22 protein-coding genes are annotated in these 23,434 nt (G+C 70.8%); 15 read left to right on the plus strand and 7 right to left on the minus strand.

The features are described from left to right. Positions 1 to 118 precede the first annotated feature (118 nt). From ACWDLG_RS35000 to ACWDLG_RS35010, 3 genes are all read right to left on the minus strand, one after another. On the minus strand, positions 119 to 868 hold the full coding sequence (locus ACWDLG_RS35000; protein WP_354921599.1) for a PadR family transcriptional regulator: 750 nt from the start codon (positions 866 to 868) through the stop codon (positions 119 to 121). Then, on the minus strand, positions 865 to 1,665 hold the full coding sequence (locus ACWDLG_RS35005) for a DUF4097 family beta strand repeat-containing protein (RefSeq protein WP_354921596.1): 801 nt from the start codon (positions 1,663 to 1,665) through the stop codon (positions 865 to 867). The genes ACWDLG_RS35000 and ACWDLG_RS35005 overlap by 4 nt, the downstream gene beginning before the upstream one ends. 102 nt (positions 1,666 to 1,767) lie before the next feature. After that, the gene (locus ACWDLG_RS35010) at positions 1,768 to 1,947 is read right to left on the minus strand and encodes a DUF6104 family protein (RefSeq protein ID WP_354921593.1); all 180 of its coding nucleotides are present in this window, start codon (positions 1,945 to 1,947) and stop codon (positions 1,768 to 1,770) included. Between the two features lie 140 nt (positions 1,948 to 2,087). Here ACWDLG_RS35010 and ACWDLG_RS35015 point away from each other — a divergent pair, with 140 nt between their 5' ends. The 3 genes from ACWDLG_RS35015 to ACWDLG_RS35025 all read left to right on the plus strand — a co-directional run bounded on the left by ACWDLG_RS35015 (position 2,088) and on the right by ACWDLG_RS35025 (position 4,688). Next, the gene (locus tag ACWDLG_RS35015; protein ID WP_354921591.1) at positions 2,088 to 2,678 is read left to right on the plus strand and encodes an RNA polymerase sigma factor; all 591 of its coding nucleotides are present in this window, start codon (positions 2,088 to 2,090) and stop codon (positions 2,676 to 2,678) included. Beyond that, positions 2,671 to 3,810, plus strand: a complete 1,140-nt coding sequence (locus ACWDLG_RS35020) for a CU044_5270 family protein (RefSeq protein ID WP_449928388.1) — start codon at positions 2,671 to 2,673, stop codon at positions 3,808 to 3,810. Before ACWDLG_RS35015 ends, ACWDLG_RS35020 begins: the two co-directional genes overlap by 8 nt. A gap of 74 nt (positions 3,811 to 3,884) precedes the next feature. Continuing rightward, positions 3,885 to 4,688: a hypothetical protein gene (locus ACWDLG_RS35025; RefSeq protein WP_449928390.1), complete on the plus strand. Its 804-nt coding sequence runs from the start codon at positions 3,885 to 3,887 to the stop codon at positions 4,686 to 4,688. A gap of 98 nt (positions 4,689 to 4,786) precedes the next feature. Here the strand turns inward: ACWDLG_RS35025 and ACWDLG_RS35030 are convergent, their stop codons facing one another. Together ACWDLG_RS35030 and ACWDLG_RS35035 are read right to left on the minus strand one after the other, a co-directional pair. Further along, complete coding sequence (locus tag ACWDLG_RS35030) at positions 4,787 to 8,428, minus strand: multifunctional oxoglutarate decarboxylase/oxoglutarate dehydrogenase thiamine pyrophosphate-binding subunit/dihydrolipoyllysine-residue succinyltransferase subunit (protein WP_449928392.1); 3,642 nt, start codon at positions 8,426 to 8,428, stop codon at positions 4,787 to 4,789. Positions 8,429 to 8,629: 201 nt separating this feature from the next. After that, positions 8,630 to 9,274 (minus strand): B3/B4 domain-containing protein, encoded by a 645-nt coding sequence (locus ACWDLG_RS35035; protein ID WP_354921579.1) that lies wholly within the window; start codon positions 9,272 to 9,274, stop codon positions 8,630 to 8,632. Between the two features lie 25 nt (positions 9,275 to 9,299). Here ACWDLG_RS35035 and ACWDLG_RS35040 point away from each other — a divergent pair, with 25 nt between their 5' ends. The 5 genes from ACWDLG_RS35040 (at position 9,300) to ACWDLG_RS35060 (ending at position 13,783) form a co-directional block, all read left to right on the plus strand. Next, positions 9,300 to 9,698: a hypothetical protein gene (locus ACWDLG_RS35040; protein WP_449928395.1), complete on the plus strand. Its 399-nt coding sequence runs from the start codon at positions 9,300 to 9,302 to the stop codon at positions 9,696 to 9,698. 38 nt (positions 9,699 to 9,736) lie between these two features. After that, positions 9,737 to 10,291, plus strand: a complete 555-nt coding sequence (locus tag ACWDLG_RS35045; protein WP_449928397.1) for a winged helix-turn-helix domain-containing protein — start codon at positions 9,737 to 9,739, stop codon at positions 10,289 to 10,291. A 179-nt stretch (positions 10,292 to 10,470) separates the two neighbouring features. Beyond that, entirely contained in the window at positions 10,471 to 11,697 is a 1,227-nt protein-coding gene (locus ACWDLG_RS35050) for an MFS transporter (RefSeq protein ID WP_449928399.1), read from the plus strand. A 431-nt stretch (positions 11,698 to 12,128) separates the two neighbouring features. Further along, positions 12,129 to 13,187 (plus strand): MBL fold metallo-hydrolase, encoded by a 1,059-nt coding sequence (locus ACWDLG_RS35055; RefSeq protein ID WP_449928401.1) that lies wholly within the window; start codon positions 12,129 to 12,131, stop codon positions 13,185 to 13,187. 80 nt (positions 13,188 to 13,267) lie between these two features. Further along, a complete protein-coding gene (locus tag ACWDLG_RS35060; RefSeq protein ID WP_449928403.1) occupies positions 13,268 to 13,783 on the plus strand; it encodes an NADPH-dependent FMN reductase in 516 nt (171 codons plus the stop codon). Between the two features lie 457 nt (positions 13,784 to 14,240). On the opposite strand, the gene ACWDLG_RS35065 is transcribed toward ACWDLG_RS35060, so the two are convergent. Beyond that, positions 14,241 to 15,299, minus strand: coding sequence for an NAD(P)H-dependent amine dehydrogenase family protein (locus ACWDLG_RS35065; RefSeq protein WP_354910048.1), 1,059 nt, complete (start codon positions 15,297 to 15,299; stop codon positions 14,241 to 14,243). A 182-nt stretch (positions 15,300 to 15,481) separates the two neighbouring features. On the opposite strand from ACWDLG_RS35065, the gene ACWDLG_RS35070 reads away from it, so the two are divergent. Beyond that, positions 15,482 to 16,354 (plus strand): SDR family oxidoreductase, encoded by an 873-nt coding sequence (locus ACWDLG_RS35070; RefSeq protein ID WP_449928405.1) that lies wholly within the window; start codon positions 15,482 to 15,484, stop codon positions 16,352 to 16,354. Between the two features lie 512 nt (positions 16,355 to 16,866). On the opposite strand, the gene ACWDLG_RS35075 is transcribed toward ACWDLG_RS35070, so the two are convergent. Next, positions 16,867 to 17,064, minus strand: coding sequence for a hypothetical protein (locus ACWDLG_RS35075; protein ID WP_449928407.1), 198 nt, complete (start codon positions 17,062 to 17,064; stop codon positions 16,867 to 16,869). 551 nt (positions 17,065 to 17,615) lie between these two features. Between ACWDLG_RS35075 and ACWDLG_RS35080 the strand changes: the two genes are divergently transcribed. Genes ACWDLG_RS35080 through ACWDLG_RS35105 form a run of 6 tightly spaced genes read left to right on the plus strand, consistent with a single transcriptional unit; the run spans position 17,616 to position 23,412 of the window. Further along, positions 17,616 to 17,747: a hypothetical protein gene (locus ACWDLG_RS35080; protein WP_449928409.1), complete on the plus strand. Its 132-nt coding sequence runs from the start codon at positions 17,616 to 17,618 to the stop codon at positions 17,745 to 17,747. Beyond that, complete coding sequence (locus ACWDLG_RS35085) at positions 17,741 to 19,225, plus strand: sugar ABC transporter ATP-binding protein (protein ID WP_449928411.1); 1,485 nt, start codon at positions 17,741 to 17,743, stop codon at positions 19,223 to 19,225. Before ACWDLG_RS35080 ends, ACWDLG_RS35085 begins: the two co-directional genes overlap by 7 nt. Continuing rightward, positions 19,222 to 20,220, plus strand: coding sequence for an ABC transporter permease (locus tag ACWDLG_RS35090; protein WP_449928413.1), 999 nt, complete (start codon positions 19,222 to 19,224; stop codon positions 20,218 to 20,220). Before ACWDLG_RS35085 ends, ACWDLG_RS35090 begins: the two co-directional genes overlap by 4 nt. Beyond that, positions 20,217 to 21,266, plus strand: a complete 1,050-nt coding sequence (locus ACWDLG_RS35095; RefSeq protein ID WP_449928415.1) for an ABC transporter substrate-binding protein — start codon at positions 20,217 to 20,219, stop codon at positions 21,264 to 21,266. The genes ACWDLG_RS35090 and ACWDLG_RS35095 overlap by 4 nt, the downstream gene beginning before the upstream one ends. Then, positions 21,266 to 22,408 (plus strand): Gfo/Idh/MocA family protein, encoded by a 1,143-nt coding sequence (locus tag ACWDLG_RS35100; RefSeq protein WP_449928417.1) that lies wholly within the window; start codon positions 21,266 to 21,268, stop codon positions 22,406 to 22,408. Before ACWDLG_RS35095 ends, ACWDLG_RS35100 begins: the two co-directional genes overlap by 1 nt. Then, a complete protein-coding gene (locus tag ACWDLG_RS35105) occupies positions 22,405 to 23,412 on the plus strand; it encodes a sugar phosphate isomerase/epimerase family protein (RefSeq protein ID WP_449928419.1) in 1,008 nt (335 codons plus the stop codon). Before ACWDLG_RS35100 ends, ACWDLG_RS35105 begins: the two co-directional genes overlap by 4 nt. Positions 23,413 to 23,434 lie beyond the last annotated feature (22 nt).

The raw sequence follows: 23,434 nt of genomic DNA on the forward strand, positions 1-23,434 counted from the left end.
CCGGCCGCTATCGGCGTAGCGCCGCGGCGAGAGGAAACCGGCCGCTATCGGCGTAGCGCCGCGGCGAGAGGAAACCGGCCGCTATCGGCGTAGCGCCGCGGCGAGAGGAAACCGGCCGCTATCGGCGTAGCGACTCGCGGATCTGCTCGCCGGCGGCCTCGAGCGCCTCCTGGCAGGCCGACAGCGTCTCGCGGGTCAGGCGGCTCTCGGAGGCCTCCTCGCGCACCTTGGCGACGAAGTCGGCGAGCAGCTCGCCGAGCTCGGCGTCGAGTTCGGCCCTGCTGTCGGTCGTGCCGTTGTCGGCGGTACGGCCGCCGGCCGGGCCGCCGAGGTCGCTCCACACCTGGGTCCAGACGCGCCGCCACTCCCTCGACAGCCGCTCGCCCTCGCTCTGCCACTGGGCGGCGTGCTCCATCCACTGGCGCTTGTGCTGCTCGCTGATCCGGCGCACGTGCACACGCTGCTGCTGCGCGGCGCCCCTCTTGACGTCCTTGGCCATCGCGGTCAGCTCTTCGCGCAGCGACTTGACCGTCTCGCGGACGTCCTCCTTGACCTCGCGGGCGATGTCGCGCACCGAGTCGGTGATCTCCTGTTCGAGGTCGGCCAGCTCGTCCAGGCGGGAGTCGAGCTCGGCGCGGCCCTTGTCGGTGATCGAGAACACCTTCTTGCCGTCGATCACCTCGTGGGTGACCAGGCCCTCCTCCTCCAGCCTGGCCAGCCGCGGGTAGATCGTGCCCGGCGAGGGGGAGTAGACGCCGAGGAAGCGGTCCTGGAGCAACCTGATCACCTCGTAGCCGTGGCGCGGGCTCTCCTCCAGCAGCTTGAGCAGGTACAGCCGAAGCCTGCCATGGCCGAACACCGGGCTCATTCCTTCTCCCCCTTGAGCAGCGTGACATCGGCCGAGACGGTGGTGGCCGTGAGCGAGGCCATTCCACCACCCAGCCTTCCCGACAGCGACTTGGCCCCGAGGTCGCCGATCCTGTACAGCTCGTCGAAGGCCGAGTTCAGCCGGCCCGTGGTGGAGCGGATCGCGACATCGCTCTCCACGTCGTACGGCAGGCGCACCAGGATGTCGCCGGAGACGGTCGTCAGCGTGACGTGCCCGGTCGGGCGCAGGGCCAGGTCGGCGGTGATGCGTCCGGAGATGGTGTTGGCCCGCAGCCGCCGCGGCGTGCCGCCCGCGACCGCCAGGTCGCCCGAGACGCTCTTGAACGCCAGGTCGCCCTCCATCGCCCTGGTCTCCACGTCGCCCGAGACGGTCTCGGCGTGGACGTCGCCGCTCACTCCGTCCAGGACGATCTCGCCGGAGACGCTACGGACGTTGGTGCGGCGCTCGAACCCGGCGACGACGGCCGAGGCGGAGACCACGCCGACGCTGATCGGGCAGTCCTTGGGCACGGTGATCGTCAGCGTGGTGGCGCGCTTGCCCGAGCGTTTGAGCCAGCCGAGCAGGCCGTCCCAGGTGAGGTCCTTGTAGGCGATGGTGAGGGTGCCGTCGTCGTCATGGGTGACGATCAGTGGCGCCGAGTCGATCTCGGCCACGTCGAGCGTCGGTGGCCCCTCGCTGGCCAGGACGGCCAGTTTCCCCGCGACGACGCGCACGTTGAGCGCGGCCACGGTGTCGAAGGTGAGCTGCTGCGGGCGCTCGATCGTCCACTGCGACATGGTTCCGTCCTTCGTTGCCGACACGTCCACCACAAGACACGATATGTCGCGTTTCGCGAAACATCAAGATGTATCGCGTCAGGGCGCGTCGGGCGCCAGGCGTCACTCGTCGTCGTCGGAGTCGTGGCGGGCCAGCCACGTGGCCAGGCGCTCGATCGGCGTCTCGAAGTCGGGGTTGAGATCCACGAACTCGCGCAGCCGCTCGCCCAGCCAGAGGATGCTGACCTCCTCCTCGCCGCGACGCTCGACGAGCTCCTCGATCCCCCGGTCGGTGAAGTACATCTCTCTCCTGTTCCCTCGGTCGAGGCGAGCCCACGACCGTGAAGCAACTCTAACGAGCGCCCGGAGGTGCTCCGCCGTGAACCTTTCGCGCGCGGGCCGGTAAATACGGGCATTCGATCATTCGTACCGAAAGGCACCGCATGCCGCAGCCCGCCGCGACCGTGGAGGTCGCCGACGCCGAGCTGATCCGGCGGTCGTTGCACGAACCCGAGATGTTCGCCGCCGTCTTCGACCGTCATGCCCCGCACCTGCACAGGTACGCGGCGCGGCGGCTCGGCCCTGACGCCGCCGAGGACGTCGTCTCCGAGACGTTCCTGGCGGCCTTCCAGAGCCGCCACCGCTACGACGTGGCATACGCCGACGCCAGGCCCTGGCTGTACGGCATCGCCTCCAACGTGATCAGCAAGCGGCGCAGGGACGAGATGTCCCGCTACCGCGCCTACGTCCGCAGCGGCGTGGACCCGGCCGAGATCACCGGAGGGCTCGTCGAGGACAGCGTGACCACGCTGACGGTGAACCGCCCGCTCGTCGCCGCGCTGGCCGGGCTCAAGCGGCGCGATCGCGACGTGCTGCTGCTGATCGCGTGGGTGGGGCTGAGCTACGACGAGGTCGCACGCGCCCTGGACATCCCGGTCGGGACGGTCCGCTCGCGGCTCAACAGGGCCAGGAAAAAGGTTCGCCAGGCACTGGACGACACCACCACCACACCGAAGGACGGTCTCCATGGATGAGATGGACGAACTGCGTCGCCTCTGGGCCACCGTGCCCGAAGGATCGGCGGCGGACCTCGCCGGTTCCCGCACGCTCCTGGCGCGCGCCTACACCGCGGACCGGCACGCGCGGGGGCCGCGCCGGCTCCCCGTCATGACGGCTTGGCGGTCGGTCCTGCCGGTCAAGGCCGGGCGGTCGGTCCTGCCGGTCAAGGCCGGGCGGTCAGGTCTGCCGGTCAAGGCCGGGCGGTCAGGTCTGCTGGTCAGGGCGGTGGCCGTGGCGGGCGCCACGGCCGTGATCGGCGTGGCCGTCCACCTGGTCCCCGGCGCGCTGCCGCCCGCGAGCGCGCAGGACGTGCTCGAAAGGGCGGCCGACGCCGCCGCGGAACAGAAGGAGGTGACGCTGCGGCCGGGCCAGTACCTCCACGTCAGGTCCGTGGCCGCGCAGACCCTGACGGTCGGCCGCAAGGACGGCTCCGGCGCCGACCACCTGGCCCTCACGGTCGCCGAGGACAGATGGGAGCCCGCGACGGCGGGCAGGCCCTGGCTCGTCAGAGAGGAACGGACGGCCGCCACCCCGCTGCCGGGCAGCCGCCTCCCCTCCCTGCCGTGGCGGCGTGGCGTCGAGGACAGCGTCTACGAGTCGTCCTGCGACAAGACCCCCGGTGACGAGCTGTCGTACCTGCGGCTCGGCGACTGGCCCACCGACGTGGCCGCGCTGCGCGCCAGGATCGAGAAGGCCGCCGCACAGGAGGCAGGACCCGTGAACCTGCGCCTGTGGACGACGATCAGCCGGCTGGTGCGGATGTCGGCCGCTCGCCCGGCCCTGGCCGCGCCGCTGTTCGAGGTGGCCTCCGGCCTGGACGGCATCAGCCTCGACGCCGAGGCGACCGACGCCGCGGGCAGGCCCGGCATGGCCGTCGGCATGGCCGAGAACGACAGCCTGCGCTCCGAGCTGGTCTTCGACAAGGACACCTACCGCTACCTCGGTACCCGCCACGTCGTCATGAAGGACAGGACGGAGACCCCGGGCGGCCACACCTTCGTCATTCCGAAGGGCACCGTCACCGGCAGCGCGCTGCTCGGCGTCGAAGCGGCCGACACCATGCCCGAGCCGGCACCCCACGCTTCCCGACTCAAGATCCCCTGCTGAGCCTCAAGGTCCCCTCCTGAGTCTCAAGGTCCCCTCCTGAGTCTCAAGATCCCTACTGGAAGGACAACAACACCATGCTGGTACTTACCGCTCTGCTGGCGGCCGCCGTGGCCGTCACGCCCTCGCCCGAGTACGACGCCGCCCACACCAAGGCGGTCAAGCTGGAACAGGCCCAGGTGTCGTGCATGAAGGCGGCGGGCCTGGAATACCGGCCCCTCGACATCGAGAAGGCCACCAGGAGCACCGCCGACCGCAAGGCGCTCAACGGGGACTACGCCGCCATGCGGGCCAAGCGGGCCACGGAGGGCTTCGGCGTCTGGTCCGAGCTGGTCCACCCCGAGCGCGACGAGGACAAGGACCACCCGAACAACGCGGTCTTCATGTCGCTGCCCGAGAAGCAGCACAAGGCCTACCAGGCGGCCCTGGACACGTGCTTCTCCGCGTCGGCCAAGACCGTGCTCGGCAAGGACGTCCGCTCGCTGGACGACTACTACGAGCAGCTCGACAGCGCCTACGACACGCTGGCCGGAACCGAGCTGGACGGCGCCGCCGACCTGGTCAAGCTGGGCAAGTCCTTCGCCACCTGCCTCGAGGTCGACCCCGCCAAGCCCACGCGGCTGGCCGAGCGAGGCCGCCGCTTCTTCCTGGACGAGCGCACCAAGGTCGCGCGCGGGCAGGGGGTCAGCGCGCCGGCCGAGGCCACGAGCGTGCGCCCGGCGATGACGCCCGCGCAGGCCAGGCCGTACCTGGACAAGGAGATCAAGGCCGCGCTCCAGGACCTGGGCTGCGGCAAGGACTTCTACGCCGCCTACGCGCCCAAGGCGTGGAAGCTCCAGCAGCAGGTCTACGCCGACTACGGCGTGCCGTTCGCCTGGTAAGAGCACGCCGGAAGGAGGAGGAGCAGCACCCCGGAAAGCCGAACGCCCCGGCCTGTCGGTCACAGGCCGGGGCGTTCGCGCGTTCCGCGAGCTGTCTGTCAGCCGAACACCGCGTGCTGGATCTCCTCCAGCTCCCTGTCGTGCGCGGCGTGCGAGCCGGTCGCGGGGGAGCTGTTGGGCGTACGGGAGATCCTGCGCAGGCGGCGACCACCGAACAGGTCGGGGTTCTCCGCCAGCTTCAGCGTCAGGTACGGCCACGGCCCCATGTTGACCGGCTCGTCCTGCGCCCAGATCAGCTCCACGTTGGGGCTGTAGCGGGCGAGCTCGGCGTTGAGCTCGTCCTCAGGGAACGGGTAGAGCCGCTCGATGCGGACGATCGCCGTCGTGTCGGCTGCGGCCGACTTCTCGCGGGCCGCGGCGAGGTCGTAGTAGACCTTGCCGGAGCACAGCACGACCCTGGTGACCTTGCCCGCGTCGACCGTGGTGTCGCCGATGACCGGCTGGAAGGTGCCGGAGGTGAACTCGGCGGCGGCCGAGGTGGCCTTCTTGTGCCGCAGCAGCGACTTCGGCGTGAAGACGACCAGCGGCTTGTGCCTGCCCGCCAGCACCTGCCAGCGCAGCAGGTGGAAGTAGTTGGCGGGCGTGGTCGGCTGGACGACGGTCATGTTGTCGAGCGCGCAGACCTGCAGGAAGCGCTCGATGCGGGCCGAGGAGTGGTCGGGACCCTGACCTTCGTAGCCGTGCGGCAGCAGCAGGACGACGCTGGACTTCTGGCCCCACTTCTGCTCACCGGACGAGATGAACTCGTCGATGATCGTCTGGGCGCCGTTGACGAAGTCGCCGAACTGCGCCTCCCACGCCACCAGCGCGTCGGGCCTGACCACGCTGTAGCCGTACTCGAAGCCCAGTGCCGCGTACTCGCTCAGCAGCGAGTCGTAGACGTAGAACTTGGTCGTGTCGTGGTTGAAGGTCTTCAGCGGCGTGTGGTCCTCACCGGTGTGGCGGTCGACCAGCACGGCGTGGCGCTGGACGAACGTGCCGCGGCGGGAGTCCTGGCCGACCAGGCGCACCGGGCGGCCGTCGATCAGCAGCGAGCCGAAGGCGATGGTCTCGCCCATGGCCCAGTCGATGCTGTCCTGCTCCACCATCTGGCCGCGGCGCTGGATGATCGGCGCCAGGCGCGGGTGCGGGGTGAAGCCCTCGGGCAGGTTGAGCTGGGTGTCGACCACGCGCTTGAGCGTCTCGTCGGAGATCGCCGTCTGCGTGTCGGCGTGGGACCACTTGACCACCTCGGTGGCGGGCACGTGCAGCTCGCCGGCGTCGGCGGGGTGCTTGGCCGCCTCGCGGACCTCGGTGAAGGCCTGCTCCAGCTTCGCCTGGTAGTCGCGCAGCGCCGACTCGGCCTCCTCGACCGTGATGTCGCCGCGGCCGATCAGCGCCTCGGTGTAGAGCTTCCTGGTCGAGCGCTTGGCGTCGATGATGTCGTACATCAGCGGCTGGGTGTAGGCGGGGTTGTCGCCCTCGTTGTGGCCGCGGCGGCGGTAGCAGATCATGTCGATGACGACGTCCTTGCGGAAGGCCTGGCGGTACTCGAAGGCCAGCCTGCCGACGCGGACGACCGCCTCGGGGTCGTCGCCGTTGACGTGGAAGATCGGCGCCTGGATCATCCGCGCCACGTCGGTCGCGTAGACGCTGCTGCGCGACGAGGCGGGCGAGGTGGTGAAGCCGACCTGGTTGTTGACCACGATGTGGACGGTGCCGCCGGTGCGGTAGCCGCGCAGCTGCGACAGGTTGAGCGTCTCGGCCACCACGCCCTGGCCGGCGAAGGCCGCGTCGCCGTGGACGAGCACCGGCAGGACGGAGAAGCCCTCCTCGCCGCGCTCCAGCAGGTCCTGCTTGGCGCGCACGACGCCCTCGAGGACCGGGTCGACCGCCTCCAGGTGGGAGGGGTTGGCGACCACGGAGGAGACGATGGTCTTGCCGCCCGGCGCGGTGAAGGTGCCGGTGGCGCCGAGGTGGTACTTCACGTCACCGGAGCCGTGGGCGGTGCGCGGGTCGATGTTGCCCTCGAACTCGCCGAAGATCTGGCCGTAGGACTTGCCCACGATGTTGGCCAGCACGTTGAGGCGGCCACGGTGGGCCATGCCGATGACGACCTCGTCGAGACCCTCGCCCGCGGCCTCGCTGATGACCGAGTCGAGCAGCGGGATCAGCGACTCGCCGCCCTCGAGGGAGAAGCGCTTCTGGCCGACGAACTTGGTCTGCAGGAAGGTCTCGAACGCCTCCGCCGTGTTGAGACGCGCGAGAACGTGCAGCTGCTCCTCGCGGTCGGGCTTGGCGTGGGGCTTCTCCACCCGCGCCTGGATCCAGGCCCGCTCCTCGGGGTTCTGGATGTGCATGTACTCGATGCCGACCGTGCGGCAGTAGGAGTCGCGCAGGACGCCCAGGATCTCGCGCAGCTTCATCAGCGGGCGGCCGCCGAAACCGCCGGTGGCGAACTCGCGCTCCAGGTCCCACAGGGTCAGCCCGTGGGACTGGATGTCGAGGTCGGGGTGCTTGCGCTGCTTGTACTCCAGCGGGTCGGTCTCGGCCATGAGGTGGCCGCGGACCCGGTAGGCGTGGATGAGCTCGATCACGCGGGCGGACTTGGCCACGTCGTCCTCGTGGGAGGCCGACACGTCCTGCGTCCAGCGGACCGGCTCGTACGGGATCCTGAGCGCCTCGAAGATCTCGTCGTAGAAGCCGCCCTCGCCCAGCAGCAACCGGTGGATCGTGCGCAGGAAGTCGCCGGACTGGGCGCCCTGGATGATCCGGTGGTCGTAGGTGCTGGTGAGGGTCATCACCTTGGAGACGGCCAGGCGCGACAGCGTGTCGGGCGAGGCGCCCTGGTACTCGGCCGGGTACTCCATCGCGCCGACGCCGATGATCGTGCCCTGGCCCGGCATGAGGCGCGGCACGGAGTGGACGGTGCCGATCGTGCCCGGGTTGGTCAGCGAGATCGTCGTGCCGGTGAAGTCGTCGACGCCGAGCTTGCCGGCGCGCGCCTTGCGGACGACCTCCTCGTAGGCCATCCAGAACTGGCGGAAGTCCATGCCCTCCGCGGCCTTGATGGACGGCACGAGGAGCTGGCGCTCGCCGTTGCTCTTCTGCACGTCGATCGCCAGGCCGAAGCCGACGTGCTCGGGCTTGACCAGCGTCGGCTTGCCGTCGACCTCGGCGTAGGAGTGGTTCATCTCCGGCATGGTCTTCAGCGCCTTGACGATGGCATAGCCGATCAGGTGCGTGAAGGAGACCTTGCCGCCACGACCGCGCGCGAGGTGATTGTTGATCACGATGCGGTTGTCGATGAGCAGCTTGGCGGGAATGGCCCTGACGCTGGTGGCCGTCGGCACGACCAGCGAGGCGTCCATGTTCGCGGCCGTGCGGGCCGCCGCGCCGCGGAGCTTGACCTCTTCGGCGCCGGCGGGCACGGGGGTGGAGACCTTGGGCTTCTCAGTAGCGGTGGTAGTCACGGCGGCCTTCGGTGCGGCGGGGGCGGGCGCGGTCGCTGTGCCGTTCGCCGCCTCCCTGGCCGGGGTTCTGCCCGGTCCATAGTCAGGGTTGTAGTCAGCGAAGAAGTTCCACCAAGCCTGGTCAACAGACTCGGGGTCCTGGAGATACTTCTGGTACAGCTCGTCGACAAGCCATTCGTTCTGACCGAAGCTTGCCAGCGGGTTTGTCCGCGACGACTCAGACGACACGGCGGAAATCGCCCTCTTCCGCAGATCGGCATTGATAGAGAACCTGTCCAAGGCTACTCGCCCGGACCGGCATAGTGCGCCCTTGAGGCCACACCACTCCGCCTGATCCTCTCAGGAGAGTTCGAAGTGGTCACGCCTCCCTAGTCATTCCTGGGGGTGCAGCCATTGTTACCATTCGGTATCGACCATCTGGTGCAGGTTTTACCTCCTGCTAACAATGAGTCGGCTTTCGACCCTAATGTCCGATGTGATCCGGTTCAGCAGGTCGGCCAGCTCCTCCCCGGCCTCCTTCAGCTCCTCCAGCGACAGCGGTTCGAGCCGCTCCAGGAGGAAGAGCGCGTCGGTGGTCTCCTCGGTGATCCGTGTGCGCGCCACCTGCCGCCAGTTCCAGCGCCTGCACGTGACACCGGAGTCGTCGCGCCAGACGACCTCGCCCGGCTCCGGCGTGCCCAGCGCCTCCTCCGACGGCTCGTCGCCCCTGGCCCGCAGCAGGTGCGCCGCGCCCTGGTAGTGGCCGAGGTCCTCGCCGCCGATCGGCAGCACGTGCTTGACGCTGACGGCGTTGTAGGCGTCGACGACCAGGTTGATCTCGGGCAACGGCAGGCGGCGGGTCAGTGCGTCGACCGAGGGTCTGGTCCGCTGCGGCTTGGCGCCGAACGCCCGGTAGGCCGCCCGCCACGGGTCGATCTTGTCCTGCTGGACGGCGTGCGAGGATGCCTCCTCGAGCCAGGCGCGCGAGCGGTCGTCCGTGGGGCCGTTGCGCAGGCCGTACGCGGTCATCACCAGCACGGCGAAGTCGGGCCGCAGCTCGAAGATCTCGGGGTCAACGCGAACGTCGTCAATCATCTTCCCAGCTTAGAAGGACACTCGCATGAACCATCTCGTCCTTGATCTCAAGTATCACTGGGCCGTCTTCGGCCTGGCGCTGTTCCGGCCCGTGGTGACGCTGAACGGCTATCCGGTACCGGTCCGATGGGGACGCAACGTGATCCCCGTGGTGCCCGGCTCCCATCACCTGCATGTGCACGTGCCCGGCATCCTGCCGCCCCAGGTGGGCGCCGCCGACCTGCAGGTGTGGGTGGCGGCGGGCCAGTCGCTGCCCGTGGAGTACCGGGCGCCGGCGTGGTCCTTCTCGCCGGGGGCGCTCGGGCCCGCCCCCCAGCCGTGGAACGGCCTGGCCTTCCAACTGGCGCTGCTCGGGGTGCTGCTCGTGCCGCTGGCCTTCATCCTCTTCCTGCTCGGCGCGGTGCTCGTCTCGATCGCCCAATAGCCTTTGCAAAAAACCCTTTGCGATTTACGCTGGGTGGCATGGAGGACGCCTTCCACATCAGCGACCCGCGCACGCTCAAGGTCGTCGCCCACCCGCTCAGGGTCAGGCTGCTGGGCCTGCTTCGCGCCGAGGGGCCCGCCACCGCCAGCTCGCTGGCGCGCACGGTGGGCGAGAGCTCCGGCTCGACCAGCTATCACCTGCGCGAGCTGGCCAAGTACGGCTTCATCGAGGAGGACCCGTCCGACGACGCCAGGGAGCGGCGCTGGCGGGCCCGGCACCGCTTCACCGCGTGGAACACCGCCGAGCTCTCGGTCACCCCCGAGGGCAAGGAGGCCGTGGCGATCATGCACCTGCGGCAGATCGAGGCGATCGCCCGCTCGATGGAGGAGTTCCAGGAGGGGGAATGGCCGGTGGAGTGGGTCGAGGCCGCGGGCATGGGCGACCGGCTGGCCAGACTCACCCCCGAAGGCGTCCTGGAGTACTTCGAGCGCGTCGCCGACCTGCAGCGCGAGCTGGAGGCCAGATACGGCGCGGCGCCCGGCGCCGAACAGGTCTACCTCGGCACCACGGCCTTCCCCCGGAGGACGCGATGACCCTGGGGCCCTCTGGAACCCCTGAGAGCTCGGGGATCTCTGAGGGATTGGCGACCTCTGAGAGTTTCGGGACCTCTGAGAGCTTTGAGACCCCTGAGGGCTTTGAATCCTTTGAGGTCAAAGGGATCATTGGGACCCCAGGGACACCGCTGACAGCGCTTTCGGCGCGCCGCCGCTACATGCTGGTCAGCCTCCTCACCTGGCTGCCGCCCGGCCTGATGATGGCCCCGATGGTGCTGCTCATGACCGAGCGGGGCCTCACCATCGCCGAGGTCGGCGCGGCCATGGCCGTCTACTCGGCGGTGAGCATCGCGCTCGAGCTGCCCACCGGCGGCCTGGCCGACGTCGCGGGCCGCAGGGTCGTCCTGTCGGTGTCGGCCGCCTTCACGGCGGCGGGGCTGTCACTCATGGTCGTGGCCGACTCCTTCGTGCTCTTCGCGGCCGCCGCGGTTCTCAACGGCGCGGCGAGGGCGCTGTCCAGCGGGCCCGCCGAGGCCTGGTACGTCGACACCCTGCACGCCGCCGAGGGCCCCGCCGCCGATCTCAAGCCGGGGCTGTCCAGCGGATACGCGATGCAGGCGGTGGCGCTGTGCGGCGGCACGCTCGTCGGCGGGATCGTGCCCCTGGCCGTGCCCGGCGGGCTGGCCGTACCCCCGGGAATGGGCGCGGTCGCCGCCGTCGTGCTGCTGGTGGTCGTGCTCTTCGCGCTGCCCGAGCCGCCCCACCCGCGCGGCACGCTCGGCGAGGTGCTGCGCGCCGTGCCCGCCACCGTGGCCGCGGGGCTGCGCATGGCCGCCTTCGACGCCGTGCTGCGGCGGCTGATGCCGATCGCGGTGATCTTCGGCGTCGCGCTGGTCGCCGTCGAACTGCTCACCCCCGTACGGCTGGCCGCCCTCACCGGCGAGGCGGAGACCGGCGCCACCGCCTACGCCTTCGTCGCCGCGATCGGCTTCGCGGGCAGCGCCCTCGGCAGCGCGCTGGCCCCCAGGATCGCGGCGCTGCTCGGCGGCTCGGTGCGCGGCGCGGTGGCGGGCATCGTGGTGACCGCGCTGTCGCTGGCCGCGCTCGCCGCCACCGCGCGGCTGGACGGCGCGGCCGGCCTGGTGACCGCGGGGCTCGCCTACGCGGGGATGTTCACCGGGCTGTCGATCAACGCGCTGCTGCGCACCGAACTGACCCACCTGCGCGTCACCTCCGCCGAGCGCGCCACGATGACCTCCGTGACCGCCATGTCGCTGCAGGCGGGCGCGGGCCTGGCCAACCTGGGTCTGGCCGCGCTCGCGCTCGCCCTCGGCACGGCGGCCGCGTGGTGGCTGGCCGCGGCCTTGGTGCTGGCCTCCGCCCTGCTGTTCGTCAGGCTCCCCGCCGTCCGTCCGGCCGCCCCGGAGGAGCAACCGGCCGCATGAAGCCCCTTCCCTGACCTCCGTCCCCGCGCCCACCCGGACGTGGCGCCCGCCTCGCCGTGCGAACCGCTCCGGCGTTCACCCGGGCGTGCGTGCGCCTCGCCGTGCGAACCGTTTCCCCCGTGTTCCCCCGTGCGGTAGGGGCGCTCGTCGGGCCTTGTGAACCGTCCCTGCACGGAACCAGGCCGTGGGTTCCGGGGCCCGCGCGGCACGGGTGCTCGTCGGGCCGTGCGAGCCGTCTCGTCGTTCGCCCGGGCGTGCGCCGCGCCGTGCGAACCGGGGCCCGCGCGGCACGGGTGCTCGCCGGCGTGCAACCGTTCCGGCGCGGCAGGGGTGCTCGTCCGTCGGGTCGGGCGGGCGGGCGCGTCCTGGGGTGCCCGGCGAGAAGGCAGGTGGGGCGGCGGAACCGAACATGGTTCTGGAACAATGGCGAGATGGCGAAGTTTGTGGTGACGGCGGCGAACGAGGCTCAGCGGGCCGCCTGGTTGGACGGAACGCTTCCCTCGGTCGAGAAGGTACGGCCGGGCCTGTGGTCGATCCCGGTGCCCATCCCGGTCAACCCGTTGCGCTACGTCCTGGTCTACGCCCTCGAGCTACCCGGCGGCGTCGCGATCATCGACGCGGGCTGGAACACCGACGAGGCCTACGAGGCGCTGGCCGCGGGCCTGGCCGTCGCCGGCTACGCGATCACTGACGTCAAGGCCGTGCTCGTCACCCACATCCACCCCGACCACTACGGCCTGGCCGGCCGCATCCGTGAGGCGTCGGGCGCGTGGATCGCGCTCCACCCCGCCGACGCCCGGCTGCTGAGCGACCGCTACGACGACGAGTACGTGGAGTCGCTGGTGGAACGGGAGAGGGCGCTGCTGGTCAGGTCGGGCGTGCCGGAGCGGACGCTGGGGGAGCTGGCGGGCGCGTCGATGATGATCAGGCACATGGTGACGATGGCGCCGCCGGACCGGCTCGTCGAGGACGGTGACCGGCTCGACCTGCCCGGCTGGGACCTGCGCGCGGTCTGGACGCCGGGGCACTCGCCCGGACACCTGTGCTTCGTCTCCGGCGAGCGCAGGGTGCTGTTCTCGGGCGACCACGTGCTCGCGAAGATCACCCCGATCGTCGCCGTGCACCCGCAGTCGGGTCCCGACCCGCTGGCCGACTACCTCGACGCGCTGCTCGCCGTGCGCAAGCTGGATGTGGAGGAGGTGCTGCCCGCCCACGAGTACCGCTTCATGGAACTGGCCGAGCGGGTGGACCACGTGATCGGCCACCACGAGGAGCGGCTGGCGGAGATCGAGGGCGTGGTGGCCGCCCACGACGGCATCACCTGCTGGGACATCGCCACCCGGCTGACCTGGTCGCGGCCGTGGGAGTCGATCCAGCCGTTCATGCGCAGGGCGGCCACCAACGAGACGCTCGCGCACCTGGTGTGGTTGGAGAACAAGGGGCGGGTCAGGTGTGTCCAGGGCGAGCCGGACATGTGGCATTCCATGTAAATCCTGTAGGAAAAGTTGACTAGATCCGGCGGGATGCGTAGCGTCGGTCGCGACGGCTGAGCAGCGGCCAGAGGAGAGCGATGAGCATCGTCACCGTCGTCGGCAACCCCCGAGCGGGATCCCGCACCCACGGCGCCGCGGTGGCGGCCACCGCCGCCATCGCCGCCCGGCTCGGCCACGAAGGGGAAAGGGACGTCATCGACCTGTCGGCCCTGGCCCCCCACCTGCTCCACCCCGGCGCGCACGCCGGCCTGGAGGTGGCGCTCGACCTGGTCCGCGGCGCGTCGGTGGTCGTGCTGGCCAGCCCCACCTACAAGGCCACGTACACCGGACTGCTCAAGGCCTTCCTCGACCGGCTGCCGCACCGGGCGCTGTCCGGCAAGACGGCGCTGCCGGTGCTGGTCATGGGCGACCCGCGGCACGCCCTGGCCGTCGAAGCGCACTTCCGGCCGCTGCTGGTGGAGCTCGGCGCGGCCGTGCCCACGCCAGGGCTGGCGCTGCTGGAATCGGAGCTGCCGGGCGACGAGGCGCTCGCCGCGTGGGCCGACCTTGTGGCGCCGCAGATCCTCCTCCTCCGCGAGGGCGTCCCCGGCTGACCCGCGGTCCTTCCCGCCTCCCGTGCCTGCTGTCCTTCCTGTACTCCTTGTGCTCTCTGTGCTTTCTGTGCTCCCTGTACGGCAAGCTGTTGTGCTCCCTGTACGGCAGGCGGGGCCGGGCGCCACCCCTGGCACCGGGCGGGCGCCAGTCCAGGGATACGCGTCACCGGGCGCACGGGGCCGGGCGCCCCAACGGACCCGCCACGACCCCCCACGACCCGCCACGACCTGCCGACCTGCCGGGCTTCCGGGCTGTCGAGCTTCCGGGCATCCGGGATTCCGGGATTCCGGAGTGCGGGCGACGTGACGGTGGCCCGCCGGAGTCCCGCTGGAGTGCGCGTGATGGACGGGCGGTCAGCGGTGACCACGGTGGCCTCGACCCGGCCTGCCGTACAGGGAGGTGTACAGGGAGGCGAGGATCGGCGGCCCTGAGGTCGCCGTACCGGAAGCGAGCCTGTCAGTGGCGGGTGACGGTGTGGCGGCCGCGGGGGACCGGGAGGTCGAGCATGGTGCGGATGCCGGGCGGGGCCGCGCAGAGGGCGGGCACGATGTTGACCGCTCTGGCCGCGGCCGCCGCGAGCCCGTGGGAGACCTCGTCGACGGTCACCATCATCTGCGGCACGCCCTCGATGTGGATGGCGAACCCGGGCTCGGGCCAGCGGCGCACCTTGGCCGCGTCGGCCTTGTACACGCATTCGATGGTCATGAAGGGCCGCCCGCGCACCAGCCCGGAGAACACCCAGCGCGAGGCGCAGACGGTGCCCTCGCTGACCAGCCCGGCGGCGATCTCGAACTCCTCCGTCGCCAGCTCGAACTCGTCGCTCTCCTCCACCTCGTCCAGCCGCACGTCGAGCGCGTCGGCCACGAGCTGGACGCTCTCGGCGAACAGCGAGCGCTGGAAGGCCCGGTAGGGGCGCACCGCGGCGGTGTAGTCCTTGGCCGAGCGGGTGAAGCCGACCAGGTCCACCACGATCTGCCGGGAGGGATGGCCGCGGAAGTCGGACGACTCGCGAACGTAGATGTGGTCGACCCTGCTCGACAGCCCGGTCAGCGCCAGCGGCAGGAAGTCGCTCATGAAACCCGGGTTGATCCCGGTGCCGTGGAACGACGTGCCGCCCCTCTCGCAGGCCTCCTCGATGCGTTCGACGACGCCGGGCCCGTAGGAGCGCGGATAGACGAAGCCGGTGGTGGTGACGACGTTCTTGCCCGAGGCGAGCAGGGCGCAGATCGTCTCGACGTCGGAGGTGTGGTCGCGGCCGAAGTAGGAGGCGGGCAGCGGCATGTGCAGCACGCAGTCGGCGTCGAGCGCCATGATCCGCTCGACGTCGTCGGTGCACCTGACGCCCACCTCGGGCAACCGCGCCAGCTCTCCCGCGTCGACGCCGACCTTGTCGGGGTCGTAGACGAGGACACCGGCGAGCTCGAACTCGGGCCTGGTGAGCACGCTGCGCAGTGCGCAACGGCCGACGGCGCCAGTGGCCCACTGGATCACGCGGAGGGGCGGCTGTGCGGGCATGCAAGGCCTCCAGCCCGGATGGTGGGCGGGGCCGTTACAGGGAGGGGTGTCGTCCTTGACCGCCGCCCTAGCGGGGGCAAGAACTCTAGCAGAAATCCGCATGACTGATCACTGTCCGCAACAGCTTCGCCGGGATATTGTGCCCTTACTAGAATGTTGTTCTCCTACGGTGGAGGGTTCGCATGCTCCGGTTCGACGGCAAGGTCGCGATCATCACGGGCGCCGGGCACGGGCTCGGCCGCTCGCACGCGCTCCTCCTGGCCGAGCGAGGCGCGCGGGTCGTGGTCAACGACCTCGGCGGCGCTCTCGACGGCACCGGCGCGTCGGCCGGTCCGGCGGCCGACGTGGTCGAGCTGATCAGGAAGAACGGCGGCGAGGCCGTCGCCAACGCCGACAACGTCGCCACCCCCGAGGGCGCCAGGGCCGTCGTCCGGTCCGCCGTCGACGCCTTCGGCAAGGTCGACATCGTCATCAACAACGCGGGCATCCTGCGCGACAAGTCGTTCGGGAAGATGACGGTCGAGGAGTTCGACGCGGTGCTCGCGGTGCACGTGCGCGGCTCCTACCTGGTCAGCCAGGCCGCCTACCCCTACCTCAAGGAGCAGGGCTACGGGCGTGTCGTGAACACCTCCTCGCCCGCCGGACTGTTCGGCAACTTCGGCCAGGCCAACTACTCCACGGCCAAGATGGGCCTGGTCGGGCTGACCAAGACGCTGGCGATCGAGGGCGCGCGCAACGGCATCAAGGCCAACGCGATCGCGCCCATCGCCTGGACGCGCATGACCGAGGCGCTGCTTCCGGCCGAGTTCGAGGCGAAGTTCACGCCCGAGCGGGTGAGCGCGCTGGTGGCCTTCCTCGCGCACGAGACCTGCGAGACGTCGGGCGAGGTGTTCAGCGTCGGCGGGGGAAAGGTGGCGCGGGTGTTCGTGGCCGAGGGGCCGGGGTGGAAGGCCGACGACCTGTCGCCCGAGGCGATCGCCGGCAACTGGGAGACGATCATGGCCGAGCAGCCGTACGTGCTGACGGCCGCCGACTCGATGAAGGCGATGCTGTAGCGGGCGGCGCGCATCTCCCTGCCGCTGCGGCCCTCGGCGACCGTCCGGACCACCTGGAGCTCCTGGGGGCCAACCGGTCGGCGAGGCGCAGGGCGGCGGGAACGCCGCCAGCTCGGTGCGGGCCCGCTCGACGGGCCCGCCGCCCGGTTCGACGGGCCGCCCGGTTCGACGGGCCCGCCGCCCAGTTCGACGGGCCTGCCGTCCCGCTCGTGCAGTTCCACGGCCTGCGCGTAAGGCTTCTCCTCGCCGGTCGCCACGGCGTGGCAGCGCAACGCGCCCGCCGTGGCCCAGGGGCGGTCGGCGGCTCGTGCCCAGGCCTCGATCGATCCGGCGGCGGGGCTCGGCGGCCCGCTGACGGCGCGCCCAGCCGTACGGCGGGCTCCACCTCCACCGGGCCGCCTGCCGTGGCGAGGAGGGCCGCGGCGAGGAGGGCGGTGTGAGGAGGGCGGTGTGAGGAGGGCGGTGTAGTGGCCAGGCCGCGTCCAGGGTGTCTCCAGCCGGTCGAGCCCCGTTCAACGTCCGGCGCCCAGGTCCAGCAGGCTCAGCGGGCAGGCCGAGGAACCCGGGTCCGCCGCCGCGCCGGTCGGCTCGCGGCACCGGCCGGTGCCGCCCTCGATGGCCGCGATCCTGACCGGCACCGGCTCCAGCCGCTCGACCCGCGCCCGCGAGCCGGTGTGCCTGGCGATGGCTGCCGCCTCGGCCGCCGCCACCTCTGCGCGGCGCCTGCCCTCGAGGACCTGCTGCCCGGCGTCTGCAGCACCTCTGGTAGTCCCACGACCAGCCCCTTCCCTCTGGTAGTCCCGCGACCAGCCCCTTCCCTCTGGTAGTCCCGCGACCAGCCCCTTCCCTCTGGTAGCGCCGCGACCAGCCCTTCCTTCCGGCAGCACGGGGCCTTCGCTGCCGTCGGCTCCGCGGTGTGCCGGCCTCCGTCGTCGTCGTTCCAAGGTGTCGGCTTCCGCCGTCGCCGGTTCCACGGCGTGCCGGCCGCCGCTGCCGGATGCCTGCGGCTCGGGGAGCGGCCCGAGCAGGAGAGCGAGGCGGCCACGCTCCCGCCGGGCGGGCAGGCGCGGACGGCCGGCGGGCGCGCGGACGGCCGGCGGGCACGCGGGGCGCACCCGCGCGAGAACCCATGGTCACCGCCGAGTTCCGCCGGTCAAGACCCTACTTTGCTCGATCGGCGGCAGAAGATCTGCAAATCTCGGCCGGATGACACGCTCTTGATCCCTTGATTTCGTCATAAGTATCCTCTTATCGTCGCGGCATGACGGGTGACGTCCCCGGCTCGCCGGGCGATGTTCTGACGTTGATCGGCAGGGGCCCGGCCACCACGCGGCCGGACCCCGACGACCACAACCTCGCTCCGGGCACCAGCAACGGGATCGCCGCATGTTGATCATGAGAGGCATCGTCAAGCAGTTCCCCGGCGTGCGGGCGCTGGACGGGGTCGACCTCGACGTGCGGGCGGGCGAGGTGCACTGCCTGCTCGGACAGAACGGCGCGGGCAAGTCCACGCTCATCAAGGTGCTCGCGGGCGTCCACCGGCCCGACGCGGGCACCATCGAGCTCAACGGCGCCACCATCGCGCCGAGCAGCCCGGTCGAGGCCATCAGGCTCGGCGTGGCCACCATGTACCAGGAGCTCGACCTCGTGGACGGGCTCAGCGTGGCGGAGAACATCATGCTCGGCCACGAACCCACCCGCCTCGGCTTCACCCGCCGCAAGGCGCTCAGGAACCGGGCCGGCGAGATCCTCGACCGGCTCGGCCACGGCGAGATCAGGCCGTCGACGGAGGTCGGCAGGCTGTCGCCGGCCGCCAAGCAGGTGATCTCGATGGCCCGCGCGCTCTCCCACGACGCCCGCGTGATCGTCATGGACGAGCCTTCGGCCGCCCTCGCCCACGACGAGGTCGCCAACCTCTTCCGCATCATCAGGGAGCTCACCGCGCAGGGCGTGGCTGTGGTCTACATCTCCCACCGGCTGGAGGAGATCAGGGAGATCGGCGACCGGGTCACCGTGCTCAAGGACGGCAGGACGGTCGCCGTGGGCCTGACCGCCCGCGAGACCCCGACCTCGCGGATCGTCTCGCTCATGACCGGCCGCACCGTCGAGTACGTCTTCCCGCCCCGCTCCGACCGCGCCGCCGGCGCCGAGGTGCTGCGCGTGGAGAACCTGAGTGCGCCCGGCGTCTTCACCGGCGTCTCCTTCGCCGTGCGGGCCGGTGAGATCGTCGGCCTGGCGGGCCTGGTCGGCTCGGGCCGTTCGGAGATCCTCGAGGCCGTCTACGGCGCGCGCCGCGCCACCGGCAGGGTCCTCCTGGACGGCAGGCCCGTCGGGGGCGACACCGCCCGGGCCGTGCAACAGGGCATGGGCCTGGCCCCGGAGGAGCGCAAGGCCCAGGCGCTCCTGCTCGACCAGTCGGTGACCGCCAACATCACCCTCGGCAGCCTCGGCCGCTACGCCAGGTTCGGCTGGCTGGACCGGGCGCGCGAGGACAGCGAGGCCAGGCGGCTCGTCAGGACGCTCGACATCCGGCCGCCCGATCCGCAACGGCCGATCAAGACGCTGTCCGGCGGTAACCAGCAGAAGGCGGTGCTGGCCCGCTGGCTGCTCAACGACCGCAAGCTGCTCCTGCTCGACGAGCCCACCAGGGGAGTGGACGTCGGCGCGAGGGCCGAGCTGTACGCGGTGATCAGGAAGCTGGCCGACGACGGCATCGGGGTGCTGCTGGTCTCCAGCGAGGTGCCCGAGGTCCTCGGGCTGGCCGACCGCGTACTGGTGGTCCGCGAGGGCCGGGTCATCCACGAGGCCGCCGCGCGGGAGCTCGACGAGCACACGGTGCTGGACATGATCATGGAAGGGAGCGCGGCGTGAGGTCCGAAGGCGTTTCCGCGGCCACGGCCACGGGCCGAACCGGCGTCCTCGCCAGGGTCGGCGAGGTGCGGCACCTGGGCCTGGTGGGGGCGCTGGCGCTGCTGGCCGTCGTGGGCCTGGTCACCGTGCCGGAGAACTTCGCCACCGCCGCCAACCTGGTGAGCATCCTGTCGCTGGCCGCCACCATCGGGGTCATCACCGTCGGCATGACGTTCGTGATCATCGGCGGCGGCATCGACCTGTCCGTCGGCGCGATCATGGCGCTCGCCTCGGTGTGGGCCACCACGCTCGCCACCCAGTCGTACGGCCCGCTCGTCATGGGCCTGTGCGCCGTCCTCGTCGGCACGGGCGCCGGCCTGGTCAACGGCCTGATGATCGCCTACGGGCGGATCGTGCCGTTCATCGCCACGCTGGCCATGCTGGTGGCCGCGCGCGGCCTGGCCCAGCGGATGTCGGACCGCAAGACGCAGCTCATCCAGCCGGGCAACGAGGCGATCGTCGCGCTGTCGACCACCAGGGTGCTTGGCATCCCCCTGCTGGTCTACATCTTCGCGCTGGTGGTCGCGGCCGGCTGGATCGTGCTCAACCGCACCACCTTCGGCCGCCGCACGTACGCGGTCGGCGGCAACCCCGAGGCGGCCCGGCTGGCCGGAATCGACGTGCGGCGGCACACGATGCTGCTGTACACGCTGTCGGGGCTCTGCTGCGGGATCGCCGCCATCCTGATCATGGCGCGGACCACCACCGGCTCCTCCACCCACGGCGACCTCTACGAGCTGGACGCCATCGCCGCGGTCATCATCGGCGGCACCCTGCTCACCGGCGGCCGGGGGACGATCATCGGCTCCATCCTCGGCCTGCTGATCTTCACGTTGATCACCAACCTGTTCATCCTCAACGGGCTCAACACCAGCGACCAGTTGATCGCCAAGGGCCTGATCATCGTCGTCGCCGTCCTTCTCCAGCGGCGGAACCTCAAGGAGAGAGCACCATGACCGAGAAAGTCGCGCGCCGAGGTCTCCTCGTTGGCGGGGCCGTCCTGCTGGCCACCGGATGCACCAGCAACCAGCCCACCGCCCAGCCGTCCGCCCAGAACTCGGCGCCCGCTCCCGCTCCTGCCGGCGGCAACGACCAGCCCGGCACGAGGGTCGTCATCGGCTTCTCCGCGCCCGCCGCCGACCACGGGTGGATCGCCGCGATCGCCAAGAACGCCGAGTCCGCCGCCAAGCGGTACACCGACGTCGACTTCAAGCCCGTCGAGCCGACCAACGACATCAACGCGCAGATCTCCGCCGTCGAGTCGCTGATCGCGGCCAAGGTGAACGCGCTGGTCATCCTGCCCAACGACGGCCGGCAACTGAACCAGGTCGCGCTCCAGGCCACCGCCGCGGGCATCCCCGTCGTCAACCTCGACCGCATCTTCCCCGACAAGCTCGCCTACCGCACCTGGATCGGCGGCGACAACTACGGCATGGGCGTCGCGGCCGGCCACTACATCGGCAGGAAGCTGAAGGCCAAGGGCGTGGCCGACCCCGTCATCGTGGAGATCCAGGGCATCGCCACGCTGCCGCTGACCCAGGACCGCAGCAGGGGCTTCGCCGACGCGCTCAAGACGTACGGCTTCGACGTCACCGCCAGTCAGGACGCCCAGTTCACGGTCGAGACGGGCAACAAGGTCGCCGCCAACCTGCTCCAGGCGCACAAGAAGATCGACGCGCTGTGGAACCACGACGACGACCAGGGCGTCGGCGTCCTCGCGGCGATCAGGGAGGCCGGCCGCGACGAGTTCTTCATGGTGGGCGGCGCCGGCTCGGCCAACGCCATGCGGGAGATCCAGTCGGGCGCCTCGGTGCTGGAGGCGACCGTCACCTACAGCCCCACCATGGCCTCCTCCGCCATCAGGCTGGCGAGGTTGATAGCCCAGGGAAAGGGCATGAGCGACCTCGTAGAGAACCAAGTGCCGCAGTCGATCACGCTCGCTTCGGAGACCATCACGAAGGAGAACGTGCAGAAGTACCTACCTCTGGGGTTCGAATCCTGATGACACAGACCACCCTCGGCGTCGGCATGGTGGGCTACGCGTTCATGGGACGCGTCCACTCCCAGGCCTGGCGCAACGTGGCGGCCTTCTTCGACCTGCCGGTGACCCCGGTCATGGCGGCCCTGTCCGGCAGGTCCCGCGAGGCCGTCACGGCCGCCGCGGCCACGATGGGCTGGGCCGCGGTCGAGACCGACTGGAAAGAGCTCGTCAACCGCGACGACGTGCAGATCGTCGACATCTGCACGCCGGGCGACTCCCACGCCGAGATCGCCGTCGCCGCGCTCCAGGCGGGCAAGCACGTCATCTGCGAGAAGCCGCTCGCCAACACCGTCGAGGAGGCCGAGGCGATGACGGCGGCGGCCGCCGCCTCCTCCGGCAGGTCGATGGTCGCCTTCAACTACCGGCGCGTGCCCGCCGTCGCGCTGGCGCGGCAGATGGTCGCCGCAGGGGAACTCGGGCAGATCAGGCACGTCAGGGCGCAGTACCTCCAGGACTGGATCGTCGACCCCGACTTCCCGCTGGTGTGGCGGCTGCAGAAGGACAAGGCGGGCTCGGGCGCGCTCGGCGACATCGGGGCGCACATCGTGGACGTCGCCCAGTTCGTCACCGGACAGCACGTCGTGGGCGTCTCGGCGCTCACCGAGACCTTCGTCAAGGAACGGCCGCTGGCGTCGGCCTCCGCGGGGCTCGGCGGCAGCCGTACCTCGGAGAAGGGGACGGTCACCGTCGACGACGCGGCGCTGTTCATCGGACGGATGTCCGGGGGAGCGATGGCCTCCTTCGAGGCGACCAGGTTCGCCACCGGGCGCAAGAACGCCCTGCGCCTGGAGGTCAACGGGTCTCTCGGCAGCCTCGCCTTCGACTTCGAGGCCATGAACGAGCTGTGGGTGTCGTCGGGCGGTGAGGGCTTCACACGGATCCTCGTCACCGAGCCCCACCACCCCTACGTGGGCGCGTGGTGGCCGCCGGGGCACGGCCTCGGCTACGAGCACACGTTCACGCACGAGATCAAGGACTTCCTCGAGGCGATCGGCACCGGCACGGACCCGTCGCCGTCGTTCGCCGACGGGCTGAGGGTGCAGCGGGTGCTGGCGGCGGTCGAGCAGAGCGCGGCCGAAGGTTGCTACAAGGAGATCTCATGACGAGACCAGTCACGTTGTTCACGGGCCAGTGGGCCGACCTGCCGTTCGACGAGGTGTGCAGGCTGGCCGCCGAGTGGGGCTACGACGGCCTGGAGATCGCCTGCTGGGGCGACCACTTCGACGTCGGCCAGGCCGTCGCCGACCCGTCCTACGTGGCCGCCAAGCGGGCCCAGCTCGACAAGCACGGGCTCAAGGTCTGGGCCATCTCCAACCATCTGGCGGGACAGGCCGTGTGCGACCACCCCATCGACGCCCGCCACCAGGCGATCCTGCCGGCGCGCATCTGGGGCACGGGAGACCCCGAGTCGGTACGGCAGGCCGCCGCCGAGGAGCTGAAGAACACCGCGCGCGCCGCCGCGCTGCTCGGCGTCGACACCGTCGTCGGGTTCACCGGGTCGTCCATCTGGCACACCGTGGCCATGTTCCCCCCGGTCCCGCCGTCCATGATCGAGGCCGGGTACCAGGACTTCGCCGACAGGTGGAACCCGATCCTCGACGTGTTCGACGAGGTGGGCGTGCGGTTCGCGCACGAGGTGCACCCGTCCGAGATCGCCTACGACTACGTGACCACGCAGCGGACCCTCGAGGCGGTCGGCCATCGTCCCGCCTTCGGCCTCAACTGGGACCCCTCCCACATGGTGTGGCAGGACCTCGACCCGGTCGGCTTCATTCTCGACTTCGCCGACCGGATCTACCACGTCGACTGCAAGGACACCAGGGTCCGGGTGGGCGACGGGCGCAGGGGCCGGTTGTCGTCGCACCTGCCGTGGGCCGACCTGCGGCGCGGCTGGGACTTCGTCTCGACGGGGCGGGGCGACGTGCCGTGGGAGGACTGCTTCAGGGCGCTGAACTCGATCGGGTACGAAGGGCCCATCTCGATCGAGTGGGAGGACGCGGGGATGGACCGGCTCGACGGGGCGCCGGAGGCGCTGGCGTACATCAGGCGGATGAACGCGATCACCCCGCCGGCGGCGGCGTTCGACGCGGCGTTCGCCGCCGAGTAGGCGCCGGGCGGCCGTCGATCGT

The sequence above is a fragment of the Nonomuraea sp. NPDC003727 genome (assembly GCF_053586935.1).